Here is a 12,895-nt window from a genome sequence, read left to right as displayed (position 1 = left end):
CTGGCCGCTTGCCATTCGGCGACCCAGGACGCAAATCATTTCTTAATGAAAGTCCGCCCGATGAGGTGGCGTCGCGTATCGAGGTGCTTTCTGGCAGACTCTGCCTGACTCGCAAACGTGACATGAATTGCGGTGATTTTGGGTCGGGCTCAAGCGCAAGCGGCCACCCCACGACAAGATGAAGATCTGAACGGCTCCATGGACGATAGCAACGACCTCTTTTCCGGAATGCCCCTGACCAAGAAGCAGGAGGATGCGCCAAAGCCGGCCGCGGCAGCCCCCGCGCCCGTCGCCGCTTCGGCTGCGCCGAGCGCTGCCGCCAGTGCCGCGCCACGGCAGGCGCCGCCGGCGAGTTCCACGTCCGAGGACTACGGCGCGTCGTCGATCCGTGTTCTGGAAGGCCTGGAGCCGGTGCGCATGCGTCCCGGCATGTATATCGGCGGCACCGACGAGAAGGCGCTGCACCACCTCTTTGCCGAAGTCATCGACAACTCGATGGACGAAGCGGTCGCGGGCCATGCCAACTTCATCGAAGTGCATCTCGACGCGATGGGGTTCCTCACCGTCAGCGACAACGGCCGCGGTATCCCGGTCGAGAACCACCCGCAGGTTCCCGGCAAGTCCACACTCGAAGTCATCATGACCAAACTGCATGCCGGCGGCAAGTTCGACGGCAAGGCCTACGAGACATCGGGCGGTCTGCATGGCGTCGGCGTGTCGGTCGTCAACGCGCTCTCGGATGTTCTCGAAGTCGAGGTCGCGCGCAATCGCAAGCTCTACCGCCAGCGCTTTTCGCGCGGCATTCCGCAGGGTGGCCTGGAAGAGCTGGGCGACGTTCACAACCGCCGCGGCACGCGCGTCCGCTTCCATCCCGATCCGCAGATCTTCGGCGATCACGCCAAGTTCGATGCCGGCCGGGTGTTCCGCATGGCGCGCTCCAAGGCCTATCTGTTCGGCGGCGTCGAAATCCGCTGGAGCTGCGATCCTGGTGTCGTGCAGGAAGGCGGCGAGATCCCCGACAAGGCGGTCTTCCACTTCCCCGGCGGCCTGAAGGACTATCTGCAGGCGACGATGGGCAAGGAGTTCACCGTCACCCGCGAAATCTTCGCCGGCAAGACGGAGAAGACCAGCGGCCACGGCTCGCTCGAATGGGCGATCACCTGGTACGGCGGTGATCCGCAGGTTCACTCCTATTGCAACACCATTCCGACACCTGAAGGTGGCACCCACGAGGCCGGTCTGCGCATCGCGCTGACCAAGGGCCTCAAGGCCTATGGCGAGCTGACACAGAACAAACGCGCCGCGCAGATCACCACCGACGACGTGATGATCTCAGCCGTCGGCATGCTCTCGGTGTTCATCCGCGAACCGGAATTCGTCGGTCAGACGAAGGACAAGCTTGCGACTGTCGAAGCCCAGCGCATTGTCGAAAACGCGCTGCGCGATCCCTTCGACCACTATCTCGCCGATAACCCGAACGAGACGGCAAAGCTGCTCGACTGGGTGATCGAGCGCGCGGAAGAGCGCCTGCGCCGCCGCAAGGAAAAGGAAGTCAACCGCAAGACGGCCGTGCGCAAGCTGCGCCTGCCCGGCAAGCTTGCCGATTGCTCGCAAAACACCGCCCAGGGCGCCGAGCTTTTCATCGTCGAAGGGGATTCGGCCGGTGGCTCCGCCAAGCAGGCGCGCAACCGCGCTAACCAGGCGATCCTGCCTCTGCGCGGCAAGATCCTCAACGTCGCCAGCGCCGGCCGCGAAAAGCTTGGCGCCAACCAGCAGCTCTCCGACCTCGTCCAGGCGCTCGGCTGCGGCACACGCTCGAAGTATCGCGAGGAAGATCTTCGCTACGAACGCATCATCGTCATGACCGATGCCGATGTCGACGGCGCGCATATCGCATCGCTGCTCATCACCTTCTTCTATCAGGAGATGCCCGAACTCGTGCGTGGCGGTCACCTCTTCCTTGCCGTACCGCCGCTCTACAAGATCACGCAGGGTGCGAAGTCGGCCTATGCGCGTGACGATCGTCACCGCGCCGAGCTGATGGAGACGGAGTTCAAGGGCAAGACGAAGGTCGAGATCAGCCGCTTCAAAGGTCTCGGCGAAATGCTGCCGGCCCAGCTCAAGGAAACCACCATGGATCCGAGCAAGCGCACCATGTTGCGCGTGCTGATCGACGAAGTGGATTTCGAGGGCACGCGCACGGCGGTCGACGATCTCATGGGCACGAAGCCGGAAGCCCGCTTCCGCTTCATCCAGGACCGCGCCGCCTTCGCGGAAAACCTCGACATCTGAGGTTTAGGATCAGGCTCAGTCGAGCCTGATCTCGATCACCGTCTTTACCGAGTTGGCGAGGAAGCAGAGTTCGTGTGCCTGGTGGTGCATCTGCTCCTCAAGTTCACGGCTTGGGACTTCGCCGGTGTAACCGACCTTCGGGCGCAGTTCGACGCGGCTGACCATCATGCGGCCATCGACCTTCTCCATCACGCCGATCGCATCATCGACATAGCTGTCGATACCGATGCGTTTCTTCGAGGCGAGCCAGAGATAGAACAGCATGTGGCAGCTGGAGAGCGCCGCGACATAGGCTTCCTCCGGATCGACATTCTCTGCGACCGCATAGGGCAACGGCACATTGTGCGGCGATGCGGAAGCCGGGACCGTGATGCCGCCGTCGAAGGTCCAGTTGTGGCCACGGCTGTAGCGCCCATCGACAAAGCTGCCCTCGCCCAGCTTCCACGCCACCTGTGCGGAAAACGTCGTCATTCCTTTTCTCCTTCGCAGGTAAGCCTTGCGGTCGTCAATTTCAGATGTTGCGAAAGCGCCTGGCGCGCCAGATCGGCGTCTCGCGTGGCGCATGCCTCGATGATCGCCTGATGCTCGCGATAAAGCGTCGGGCGGGCCTCCGAGCCTTTCGGTTGCCGCGCATACGCCCGACGCGATTCACGGCGGTATGTGTCGATCATGTCGAGCAGCCTCGCGTTGCCGCAGCGGCCGTAGAGGGTGCGGTGAAACGCAAGGTCTAGTTCCTCGAGCTGTTGCGGGTCTTCTTCGTCGAGCAAATCCTCGTTCAGCCGTCGAGCCTTGCGCAGATCGCTGTCCGTCAGCGCTTCGATCGAGGCCAGCAGCGCGGTCGTCTCCAAAGACAAGCGAATTTCGGCGAGCTCACGCGCCTGCTCCTCGTCGAGACCCGACACGGCAAGGCTGCGATCCGGGCGGCGCACCAGAAGACCGGAAGCCAGCAGCCTATCCAGCGCCTGTCTGATGGGCTGGCGGCTGACGCCGAAGCGTTCCGCCAGATGTTCCTGTTTGAGAACCGTGCCGGCGCCGAGATGTCCAGCTTCGATATCGCGTCGAAGCGATGTGATGATTTCATTTGTATCCATGGATCCAAACTAGCCGAGACATATGATCGCCGCAAGGTCTCGGAGTGGGATTGGTTCAGCGGATGAGGATCGACCGACGCTTCGCAGGCATGCGGCAGCCAAAAATTGCGGGATCACATTTCCGTCAGATGACGCCAGTTCGTTCCAATATCGGTCGAAACCGGCGCGATCTCGACGAAAATCGCCGATCGCGCAGACCGAGCGTGATCCATGACAAGGATGTCGAAGGGTTTCTGTCTTAATGATTGCGTGATGTAAGGTTATGAAGCCTGCGGATCAGGCCGATGGACCGGCGGCGGGGGCGTCATCGGGCTTAAATCGGTGATGGCGCTTGCGTGCAAAGGATGCATGGCCCATATCCTTAGGTGAAATAAGGGGGAAAAGGACGACGTGAGCCTTCCGAACAACAACATGCAGCGCGAGTCGCGGTGGATCGGTCCATCCTCTCCCGCACGTACGCCGCTCATCCCTTCGATCTCCGCGGCGCGCTGGCTTCTGATCCTTGTCGTGGCCGCAGGCGTCTATTTCTTCTACGGCTTCGTCGTGCCGGTGCTGGCCGCGCTTGTCATCGGGTTTGCAAGCTGGCCGCTTTATCGTCGGCTGCTGCAAAGGGTCGGCGGCAATACGACGGTCGCGGCGACCATTGCAATCATACTCATCGTCACCTTTCTCATCACTCCGATCGTGCTTGCCGTCACCTACACAACGGGCGAAGTGCGCGAATGGGTCGGCTGGCTTATCCATGTGAACCGCTTTGGCGAACCGACGCCGCAGTGGATTTCGGCCTTTCCATTTGTCGGGCCCTATCTCGATGAGCTCTGGGTCAAGTATATCGGCAGCCCCGGCAGCATGGGTGAACTGATCCAGGCGGTCAGCGGCGCGCATATCGGCAATATCTACCGCGCGGTGCTTGCCGCCGGCGGTGGCGCCTTCCATCTGCTGCTGACACTGCTTTTCATGCTGATCGCGCTGTTCTTCGTCTATCGCGACGGCGCGGATTTCTCCCGCCAGATCGACATGCTCGGCGAGCGCATTCTGCCAAACCGCTGGGAGCGGATCTCGCGCGTGGTGCCTGCCACGATCAGCTCGACCGTGATGGGAATGACGCTGATCGCCATCGGCGAAGGCATCGTGCTCGGTGTCGCCTATTGGGTCGCCGGCGTGCCCTCGCCCGTGACGCTCGGCGTCATCACCGGCATCATGGCGCTGATCCCCGGCGGCGCGCCGCTGTCGTTCACACTGGTGTCGCTGTACCTGCTTGCCAGCGGCTCGCCCGTTGCCGGCGTCAGCCTGTTCGTCTGGGGTACCGTCGAACTCTTCATCGTCGACAAGACGCTGCGCCCCAAGCTCGTAGGCGGCCCGATCAAGCTGCCGTTCCTGCCGACCTTCTTCGGTCTGATCGGCGGCGTGAAGACAATGGGCTTCCTGGGGCTCTTCATCGGCCCGGTGCTGATGGCGCTTCTGGTGGCGATCTGGCGTGAATGGATGCACGAGGTTCGCACGGCCGAAAAGCCCGATCTCGGTCCGCAGGTGCTGATCGACGAGCAGGCTCCGCCACCGCCGAGGGTCGCCGAAGGCTGATCAAGCCAGTCGCCGAAGGCTGATCGACGGCGTCACCTTTCCTGATTGTAATCTTGCTCCGCATGGATGCCGGAAAGCGGCCTTCATTTGGTTGAAATTGCTGCGTCTAAGGGGAACGGTTCAATATCGAAAGCGCCCCCATGCAAGCTGTTCTCATCGCCATGACCATCCTCGGCTGCAACGACTCGGTCACGCAGTGCAATTACGTGGCGACGGTGGGAAAGCACTTTGAGACGGTGGCGATGTGCGATGCCGATTCCGAACGGCAGTTGAAGCATTATTCCAGCATCAGCTATCCGACGGTCATCGCCGTCTGTGAGCCGCCGCATCCGCCGCTGCCGCCTGAGCCCAAGGTGGTCGCCGCAGCACCGGCGCCTGCCGTCACCGAGGAAAAGCCGCAGACCGGGGTTTCCGGTCTCGCGTCCAGAATGGCGGCAGAGGTACGCACGCACCTTCCCTCTGGCCATTCGATGAAATCCGCGCTCGCGACGCCTGTGCATTTCGTAACAGGAAGCTATTCCTGGGTCGTCAGGCGTTTGAGCAATTAACTAGGCGGCGGCGAGCGCCGTCATGTAGGCATAGCCGCGTGCCGACTGTCGCTGCTCGGCGACATGCAGCTTCTCGACCATCTCCAGCAGTTCCTGCACCGCGCCATGCGTGGTGTTGCGACTACGGAAGCTCTGCAGCAACCGGCCGCAGACATTGGCAAGCATCGTGCCTGATGTGGATTTCGACGCCTCGCGCCACAGCAAGGTGGCTTCGACGAAGATCACGCTGATGTCGCGCGCAAGGCCAGCCGATTCGTAAAGCGCGCGCACGGCATGCATGCGGCCGGTCGCCAGAATAGAGCGCACCCGCCGCTCGTCGCAGCCGGTCAGATTGACGATGGCGCCGGCGAAGAACTCGATCTTGCCGGAGCAGAGCGTGTGCATGAGGAAGGATGGCGTCAGGCGTCCGCTGACGCGCAGATGCTCCACCAGATCGGCAACCTCGCGCGGCGTGATCTCGCCGGCGATGGCGACGATCGCGGTTTCCGTTGCCTCGCGGGCGACGCGCTGCAGCCGACCGGTTCCGATCGCTGCCTGCGCCAGCGGCAGATTGATGAGGGCGTCGCTGACATGCTGCGTCAAGAGCAGACGGGCATCAGCCGGAAGGTCCGGGCGATCGAGCAGGAGGTTACGAACTTCACAGTCATCGCCCAGCCGTTCGGCAATGCGCTTCAGCGCCTGCGGGGCAATAGCGGCGCCTTCGTTTTCAAGCAGGCACAGCACGTCTTCCGCGCCGCCAATCTCGGCCAAGGCGGCTGCGACCGAGCGCGAAATGCTGGAGCGGGCGGCGATCAGCATGCGGGTAACGGCGCTGCCGCGTGCTGCGAGATCAACCAGATCGGCGTCCGACAGAAGCGGCGAGAAGGTGATGGCATGGCACGCGATCTCGGCCTGATCACCAGCCAGAGACAGGACGATGGCGCGGGGCGCGTCCGGCGACCAGGCGATCGCTTCGGCCATGGCGAGACGAACCTTCGGCGACGGGTCGTCGAGCAGGAAGGTCATGGCCATCTCGGCCGCCTTGCGCTCGTCTAGAGACATTTCAGACTGCAGGTAGGCCCGGCCGAGCGCGCTCGCCGCCTTCGCCCGGTCTCCAACCTTGGCAGTCTCAACCCAACGAAGAAATGCCTCTACGATCACCGCGAACCCCAATCCTCAAGTGCGATTCTCTCGCACCCCAAGTGTTGAGGATGACGGTAACGGCAAAAAGTTTATGATTGGTTCACCATATACTTTAACCGTTCAGCAGCACCGACGGACGATCAGGCCTTGGGTCGGAATAGCTCGAACACGTCGCTGCTTTCGCTGTAATCCATGTAGCCCAGGCGCGCGACCGGTCTCGCCAGCCCCATGTCGATGCGGCCATCGCGCAGGATCGCCTCGTCGATATGGATACCGACGACCTGGCCGAAGATCATGACATTCTCCGACGGCTCGCCATTCAGCGACTTCGGCTCGATGATCTCGGTGACCTTGCATTCCAGAACCGCGAAGGCTTGGGCCACATAGGGAGCATCGACGAGCTCGCCCTTCTTCGGCGTCAACCCGGACAAAGCGAATTCGTCGACGTCGTAGGCCACGGCCGCCGAGGACATGTTCATCTTGTCGATCAGGTTGCGGCTCACGAAGTTGCAGGTGAACTCGCCGGTCTCGCTGGCGTTCCGGTAGCTGTCCTTGCGGCCGCTCGATGAAAACATCACGAGCTTCGGACGATCCGACACGGCGTTGAAGAACGAGTATGGCGCGAGGTTGAGCGTGCCATCCCTGCCCTTGCTGCCGATCCAGCCGATCGGCCTTGGCGACACGATCGCCTTGAAGGGATCGTGCGCAAGGCCGTGCCGGTTCTGATCCGTCGTGTAGAACATCAGCCTTCCCCGCCGACCCAGGTGACCGTCTCGGAAAGCTCGGGGCGCGGGCGCTCGACGGGCGGAAACGTCGTCGAGCCCATGTGGATAAAGCCGGCGACCTTCTCGCCTTCCTCGACGCCCAGCAGCGGATAGGCGCGCTCGTCATAGGCGAACCACTCGGTCAGCCAATTGGCGACCCAGCCATGGGCGTTGGCCGCGAATATGATGTTGAGGCAGACGGCGCCAGCCGACATCAGCTGTTCCCATTCTGGGACCTTGACGTGAGGGCCGGCCTTGCTGACGACCGCGACGACGACGGGCGCGCGGGTGAAGCGGCTGCGCTCGACCTTGATCATCTCTTCGGAGAGATCGGGCTTCTTTTCCAGAGCAAGCTTCAGAAGCTCCTCGCCGATACGGGCACGCTCCTCGCCGCGATAGACGATGAAACGCCAGGGCGCGAGCTTGCCGTGATCCGGCACGCGCGAGGCAAGGCGCAGGATTTCCTCGATCTCGGGCTTTTCGGGACCGGGCTCGGACATCTGGAAGGCGGGGATGGAACGGCGGACGCCAAGGTAGTCGATCAGCTTGATATCAGATCTCATAGGCAAGAAACTCTCATTTTCATCGCGGTATCGGGGATGGGTCTTGAATTTGCCATCCGGTTGGTCTTGAAGTGGCCTCTGTCATTTCAGTTGTCAATTGGTTCGCAAAACACATGCTCGGCATTTTGCCATACGCCCGCTGGAGTGTTGCCGTAGCCCTCCTTGCCTTGATCCCTGCCAGCGCCGGCGCGCAGGAAGCCTTCAAGGAGTTCAAGCAGCTCGACACCACGACGAAGATGCCCAAGCTGAACGCCTTCATCGCGCCCGGCACGACGCCGCAGGGCGCGAAGCTGCATTCCGTCGCGCTCGAGGCGAAGCTCACGGCATCGGGCGAAGCCGTCAAGGACGGGCTCTCCTGGTATGTGTTCAGCCCTGTCGCGGGCAGCGACGGCAAGCTACCGCTGATCGCCAGCTCCCAAGGTGGCTCGGCCGACTTCCAACTGGCGCCGGGGGACTATTTCGTCAACGTTTCCTTCGGCCGCGCCGGCGTGACGCGCAAGCTCTCGGTTCCCGACGACGGCGCGCTTGAAAAGCAGACGATGGTTCTGGAGGCCGGCGGACTGTTGCTCAACGCGGTCTCCGGATCGGACGTAAAAATCCGGCCGGATCAGCTGAGTTTTTCGATCTATTCCGCCGATGTGCGCGATGACGGCGAGCGCGGTCTGGTGATGGCTGACGTGCCGCCGAATACCGTCGTGCGGCTCAACGCCGGCACCTATCACGTCGTCTCCGATTACGGCGAGACCAACGCATCGGTGCGCGCCGACATCCAGGTGGAAGCGGGCAAGCTCACCGAGGCGACAATCCAGCACAAGGCGGCGCAGATCACCTTCAAGCTTGTGTCCGACAAGGGCGGCGAGGCCATAGCCGATACCGCCTGGTCGATCCTGACGGCCGCGGGCGACAGCGTCGGCGAAAGCGTCAGCGCGTTTCCGACGATGGTGCTTGCCGAAGGCGAGTATTCCGCCGTCGCGCGCAACAAGGACAAGATCTATCAGCGCGAGTTCAAGGTCGAGGCCGGCAAGAACACCGATGTCGAGGTCCTGATGAAGGACGTGCAGCCGGACCAGGGTCCGGCCGCTACGACATTGCAGCAGCTGCCGCCGGAGCAGCAGACCCCGACGGAACAATCCCACGCCGCGCAGCCGCTGCCTTCGTTCGAGCAGCTGCAGAGCGGCGCCGCATCAGGCGGCGTCGATTCCGACTGACGCATCTACATCGCTGTCAATGCAAAACGCCCGGTCATTGCTGACCGGGCGTTTTCGTTTTTCAGTCCGGGATCACGAAGGCCTCAGGCGGCCTTCGCCTTTCTGGCGGCTGCCTTGCGCAGCACATCCGGCGGCGTCGCTTCGTGCGTCAGGGCAGCGATCGCGTCATCGAGCGACATCGAGCTCTGCTCCTGGCTGCCGAGACGGCGGATGTTGACCGTGCGCTCTTCGGCTTCTTTCTTGCCGCAAACGATGATGACCGGCACCTTGGTGACCGAGTGTTCGCGGACCTTGTAGTTGATCTTCTCGTTGCGGAAGTCGGTCTCGACGTGGAGGCCTGCCTCGCGCAGCGCCTCGGCCACTTCTTCGCCGTAAGCGTCGGCTTCCGACGTGATCGTCGCGACGACGATCTGCAGCGGCGACATCCACAGCGGCAGATGGCCGGCGAAGTTCTCGATCAGGATACCGAGGAAGCGCTCCATCGAGCCGCAGATGGCGCGATGGATCATCACCGGCTGCGTCTTTTCGGAGTTGCTGTCGATATAGAAGGCGCCGAAGCGTTCCGGCAGGTTGAAGTCGACCTGCGTGGTGCCGCACTGCCATTCACGGCCGATGGCGTCCTTCAGCGTATATTCGAACTTCGGACCGTAGAACGCGCCCTCGCCCGGCAGGATGCCGGTCTTGATGCGGCCTTCCGACTGCTCCTCGATCGTCTTCAGCACTTCGGTCATGACGGCCTCGGCGCGATCCCACAGAGCGTCGGAGCCGACGCGCTTTTCAGGACGGGTCGAGAGCTTGACGACGATTTCCTTGAAACCGAAGTCTTCATAGACCGACAGGATCAGATCATTGATGCGCAGGCATTCGGCCGCCATCTGCTCTTCCGTGCAGAAGACGTGCGCGTCGTCCTGGGTGAAGCCGCGAACGCGCATCAGGCCGTGCAGCGCGCCGGAGGCCTCGTAACGGTGCACCGTGCCGAACTCGGCCAGACGGATCGGCAGCTCGCGATAGGACTTCAAGCCGTGCTTGAAGATCTGCACGTGACCTGGGCAGTTCATCGGCTTCAGCGCGAAAACGCGGTTGTCGGCTTCCTTGTCCTCCGGATGCGTGAAGGCATAGGCCGACTTCACCGCGAACATGTTCTCCTGGTACCAGCCCCAGTGACCCGAGGTCTCCCAGAGCGAGGCATCGAGAACCTGCGGCGCGTTGACCTCTTCATAGGTGCCGGCAAGGCGGCGACGCATGTAGGAGGTCAGCGCCTGGAACATCCGCCAGCCCTTGCCGTGCCAGAATACGACGCCAGGGCCTTCTTCCTGGAAATGGAACAGATCCATCTCGCGGCCAAGCTTGCGGTGATCGCGCTTTTCGGCTTCCGCCAGCATGTGCAGGTAGTTGTCGAGATCCGCCTGCTCGGCCCAGGCCGTACCGTAGATGCGCGACAGCATCGCGTTGTTGCTGTCGCCACGCCAGTAAGCACCGGCAACCTTCATCAGCTTGAAGGCCGTGCCGATCTGGCCGGTGGAGGCCATGTGCGGGCCGCGGCAAAGGTCGAACCATTCGCCCTGATTGTAGATCTTCAGATCCTGTCCTTCAGGGATCGCGTCGACGAGCTCGACCTTGTAGTTTTCGCCCTTGGCGGCGAAGACTTCCTTAGCCTTCTCGCGCGACCAGATCTGCTTGGTGAAGGCAGCGTTGCGCGAAATGATCTCCTTCATCTTCTTTTCGATCTTCGGCAGATCGTCAGGCGTGAAGGGCTCGTTCTTGGCGAAGTCGTAATAGAATCCGTTCTCGATCACCGGGCCGATCGTGACCTGCGTGCCGGGCCAGAGCTCCTGCACGGCTTCGGCCATGACGTGGGCCGAGTCGTGGCGGATAAGCTCGAGCGCGCGCGGATCGGTGCGGGTGATGATCTCGATCGTGCCGTCGACGACGGGATCGGAAAGGTCGCGCACGGTGCCGTCGATCGCGATGGCGACGGCCTTCTTGGCAAGCGACTTGGAAATGGATTCAGCGACATCCTTGCCGGTTGCGCCAGCGTCGTAGCTGCGCACGGAACCATCGGGGAATGTCAGGGAAACGGATTGGGACATTTTAGACTTCTCCTTGTCCAGTCCCGCCAACGAATGCGGGTGGTTGCAATGATGCGTTTCGGATCACGAATACGCCGCCGCCTGATACCGGGATTTGCCGTCGCAGTAAAGAAAAAGACGGTTTAACCGAGCATTTCGGCGAGGCCGCGAACGGTGTTCCAGTTGCGCAGCGTGCCGACACCCATGCGCTTGGTCGTCAGGGCGGAAAGCAGTTTCCATTCGCTGGGCTTGCCGGCGAAATCGATCCAGAGATCGCCGCCGATGACGGCAAGGCGCTGGTTCGGCTGGGCGTAGGACTGCAGCCTCTCGATGACGGTACGGTCGAGCGGCTTTCGCATGACGCGCAGGATCACCTGGCTGCCATCACCATCAGGGAACGGATTGGCGGCGGCGATCTTGCGCCAATCCTCGGCCGTTCTGACGAGGATATCGACCGGCTTGCCGAAGCGCGTGAGGAACGCCTGCTCCAGCCGCGCCTCCATGTCTCCAATCGGTGACGATGGCGCCTCGAAGACCATGTTGCCCGTTGAAACGAGCGTGCGCGGATTGCGGTAGCCGAGCGACGTGGCCATGTCGCGGAGGTCGGACATGATCACCCTGCGGCCCGGCGCCAGAACGATGCTATGGAGGAGCGCGACGTAAACGGTCACGTCGGCTTGCGGCCGAACGCGAGATAGCGCCACGGCGTCCACCAATGGAAACGGTCACCCAGCACCTCCGGCACGCGGTCGAGACCGCTGGTGCCGCCGGGGCCGCAGCGGCCGACGCGAAACAGCGTCATCCATCCACCGCTCCACAGGCCGTGCCGGGCAATGGCCTCGTAGCCGTATTCGGAGCATGTCGGGATGTGGCGGCAGGAATTGCCGATGAAGCCGGATAGGGTCAGTTGGTAGAGCCGGATCAAACCCATGCCGAACAAGCGGTCCGGTGTCTTGCGGAAAGGGCCGGTATAATTGCGCGAGTGATGAACTGGTTTCTTCCGCGGCGAAGCGGCCGCGCCGCCTTCGTCCTCGTCGTCATCGTGGTTCAGCGAGCAGAACTGGCACATGGCGATCCGCTCAGGCTTCCACGGTCTCGGCACGCTTGGCCTCAACCTGCCCGATCGCATCGACCACGGCGTCGAAGGTCAGCATGGTGGAGGCGTGGCGGGCCTTGTACTCGCGGACCGGCCGGAGATAACGCATGTCCTCGAAACGCCCCGACGGCCCCTCGCCGTCTTCCTTCAGCATGGCGAGCATATCGGCGCGCGCCTGGCGCAACTCCTGCGCCGTTGCGCCGACCACATGCCGGGCCATGATCGAGGACGAGGCCTGGCCGAGCGCGCAGGCCTTGACGTCGTGGGCGAAGGCCGAGACCGTATCACCGTCCATCTTCAGCCAGATCCTGACCTTCGAGCCGCAGAGCTTGGAGTGCGCCTGGGCGCTGGCGTCGGCATCGACGATAGCGCCGATCAGCGGAATATTACCGGCAAATTCGAGAATTTTACTGTTGTAGATGTCGTCCATCGGGTATTCCGCTCCATATTTCATGCGGATAGGCGGCTGATTGTTTATTGTAGCACAAACAAAAACACACCGTGTCGCGCTGGAAGACTTACATAGCGATGCCGTTTTCCTATATGTATGTCGTTCGAAGG

The 12,895-nt window shown here is 62.3% G+C and carries 13 protein-coding genes; 4 read left to right on the top strand and 9 right to left on the bottom strand.

Going from position 1 to position 12,895, the window contains the following annotated elements:
• The first annotated feature begins 198 nt into the window (after positions 1-198).
• Positions 199-2,292, top strand: a complete 2,094-nt coding sequence (gene parE, locus QTL96_RS01400) for a DNA topoisomerase IV subunit B (protein ID WP_289726404.1) — start codon at positions 199-201, stop codon at positions 2,290-2,292.
• A gap of 15 nt (positions 2,293-2,307) precedes the next feature.
• Here the strand turns inward: parE and QTL96_RS01395 are convergent, their stop codons facing one another.
• Complete coding sequence (locus QTL96_RS01395) at positions 2,308-2,763, bottom strand: OsmC family protein (protein ID WP_289726403.1); 456 nt, start codon at positions 2,761-2,763, stop codon at positions 2,308-2,310.
• Positions 2,760-3,383: a GntR family transcriptional regulator gene (locus tag QTL96_RS01390; RefSeq protein WP_289726402.1), complete on the bottom strand. Its 624-nt coding sequence runs from the start codon at positions 3,381-3,383 to the stop codon at positions 2,760-2,762. The genes QTL96_RS01395 and QTL96_RS01390 overlap by 4 nt, the downstream gene beginning before the upstream one ends.
• Positions 3,384-3,794: 411 nt before the next feature.
• Here QTL96_RS01390 and QTL96_RS01385 point away from each other — a divergent pair, with 411 nt between their 5' ends.
• Both QTL96_RS01385 and QTL96_RS01380 read left to right on the top strand, forming a co-directional pair.
• Positions 3,795-4,964: an AI-2E family transporter gene (locus QTL96_RS01385; protein ID WP_112945729.1), complete on the top strand. Its 1,170-nt coding sequence runs from the start codon at positions 3,795-3,797 to the stop codon at positions 4,962-4,964.
• Positions 4,965-5,104: 140 nt separating this feature from the next.
• Positions 5,105-5,512 (top strand): hypothetical protein, encoded by a 408-nt coding sequence (locus QTL96_RS01380; protein ID WP_289726401.1) that lies wholly within the window; start codon positions 5,105-5,107, stop codon positions 5,510-5,512.
• Here QTL96_RS01380 and QTL96_RS01375 read toward each other — a convergent pair whose 3' ends face one another.
• The 3 genes from QTL96_RS01375 to QTL96_RS01365 form a co-directional block, all read right to left on the bottom strand.
• Entirely contained in the window at positions 5,513-6,652 is a 1,140-nt protein-coding gene (locus QTL96_RS01375) for a DUF2336 domain-containing protein (protein ID WP_289726400.1), read from the bottom strand. It lies immediately after the preceding gene.
• Positions 6,653-6,774: 122 nt separating this feature from the next.
• Entirely contained in the window at positions 6,775-7,377 is a 603-nt protein-coding gene (locus QTL96_RS01370) for a flavin reductase family protein (RefSeq protein WP_289726399.1), read from the bottom strand.
• Entirely contained in the window at positions 7,377-7,961 is a 585-nt protein-coding gene (locus QTL96_RS01365; RefSeq protein WP_289726398.1) for a nitroreductase, read from the bottom strand. Before QTL96_RS01365 ends, QTL96_RS01370 begins: the two co-directional genes overlap by 1 nt.
• A 113-nt stretch (positions 7,962-8,074) precedes the next feature.
• Between QTL96_RS01365 and QTL96_RS01360 the strand changes: the two genes are divergently transcribed.
• Positions 8,075-9,169 (top strand): hypothetical protein, encoded by a 1,095-nt coding sequence (locus QTL96_RS01360; protein ID WP_289726397.1) that lies wholly within the window; start codon positions 8,075-8,077, stop codon positions 9,167-9,169.
• 83 nt (positions 9,170-9,252) lie between these two features.
• Here QTL96_RS01360 and thrS read toward each other — a convergent pair whose 3' ends face one another.
• The 4 genes from thrS to QTL96_RS01340 all read right to left on the bottom strand — a co-directional run bounded on the left by thrS (position 9,253) and on the right by QTL96_RS01340 (position 12,764).
• The gene (thrS, locus tag QTL96_RS01355) at positions 9,253-11,259 is read right to left on the bottom strand and encodes a threonine--tRNA ligase (protein ID WP_289726396.1); all 2,007 of its coding nucleotides are present in this window, start codon (positions 11,257-11,259) and stop codon (positions 9,253-9,255) included.
• Positions 11,260-11,381: 122 nt separating this feature from the next.
• Entirely contained in the window at positions 11,382-11,909 is a 528-nt protein-coding gene (locus tag QTL96_RS01350; protein WP_289726395.1) for a DUF1697 domain-containing protein, read from the bottom strand.
• Positions 11,906-12,307, bottom strand: coding sequence for a membrane protein insertion efficiency factor YidD (yidD, locus tag QTL96_RS01345; protein ID WP_289727148.1), 402 nt, complete (start codon positions 12,305-12,307; stop codon positions 11,906-11,908). The genes QTL96_RS01350 and yidD overlap by 4 nt, the downstream gene beginning before the upstream one ends.
• A gap of 10 nt (positions 12,308-12,317) precedes the next feature.
• Positions 12,318-12,764 carry an iron-sulfur cluster assembly scaffold protein gene (locus tag QTL96_RS01340; RefSeq protein ID WP_289726394.1) on the bottom strand — a complete coding sequence of 149 codons (447 nt, stop codon included), beginning with the start codon at positions 12,762-12,764 and terminating at the stop codon, positions 12,318-12,320.
• Positions 12,765-12,895: the final 131 nt, after the last annotated feature.

The sequence above is a fragment of the Rhizobium sp. S163 genome, assembly GCF_030380805.1.
Taxonomy (GTDB): domain Bacteria; phylum Pseudomonadota; class Alphaproteobacteria; order Rhizobiales; family Rhizobiaceae; genus Rhizobium.
This window is presented reverse-complemented; position numbering and strand designations above follow the sequence as displayed.

Coding starts and splice junctions, on each gene's coding strand:
- parE (WP_289726404.1), top strand. CDS start 199: ATGGACGATAGCAACGACCTCTTTTCCGGAATGCCCCTGACCAAGAAG.
- QTL96_RS01395 (WP_289726403.1), bottom strand. CDS start 2,763: ATGACGACGTTTTCCGCACAGGTGGCGTGGAAGCTGGGCGAGGGCAGC.
- QTL96_RS01390 (WP_289726402.1), bottom strand. CDS start 3,383: ATGGATACAAATGAAATCATCACATCGCTTCGACGCGATATCGAAGCT.
- QTL96_RS01385 (WP_112945729.1), top strand. CDS start 3,795: ATGCAGCGCGAGTCGCGGTGGATCGGTCCATCCTCTCCCGCACGTACG.
- QTL96_RS01380 (WP_289726401.1), top strand. CDS start 5,105: ATGCAAGCTGTTCTCATCGCCATGACCATCCTCGGCTGCAACGACTCG.
- QTL96_RS01370 (WP_289726399.1), bottom strand. CDS start 7,377: ATGTTCTACACGACGGATCAGAACCGGCACGGCCTTGCGCACGATCCC.
- QTL96_RS01365 (WP_289726398.1), bottom strand. CDS start 7,961: ATGAGATCTGATATCAAGCTGATCGACTACCTTGGCGTCCGCCGTTCC.
- QTL96_RS01360 (WP_289726397.1), top strand. CDS start 8,075: ATGCTCGGCATTTTGCCATACGCCCGCTGGAGTGTTGCCGTAGCCCTC.
- thrS (WP_289726396.1), bottom strand. CDS start 11,259: ATGTCCCAATCCGTTTCCCTGACATTCCCCGATGGTTCCGTGCGCAGC.
- yidD (WP_289727148.1), bottom strand. CDS start 12,307: ATGTGCCAGTTCTGCTCGCTGAACCACGATGACGACGAGGACGAAGGC.
- QTL96_RS01340 (WP_289726394.1), bottom strand. CDS start 12,764: ATGGACGACATCTACAACAGTAAAATTCTCGAATTTGCCGGTAATATT.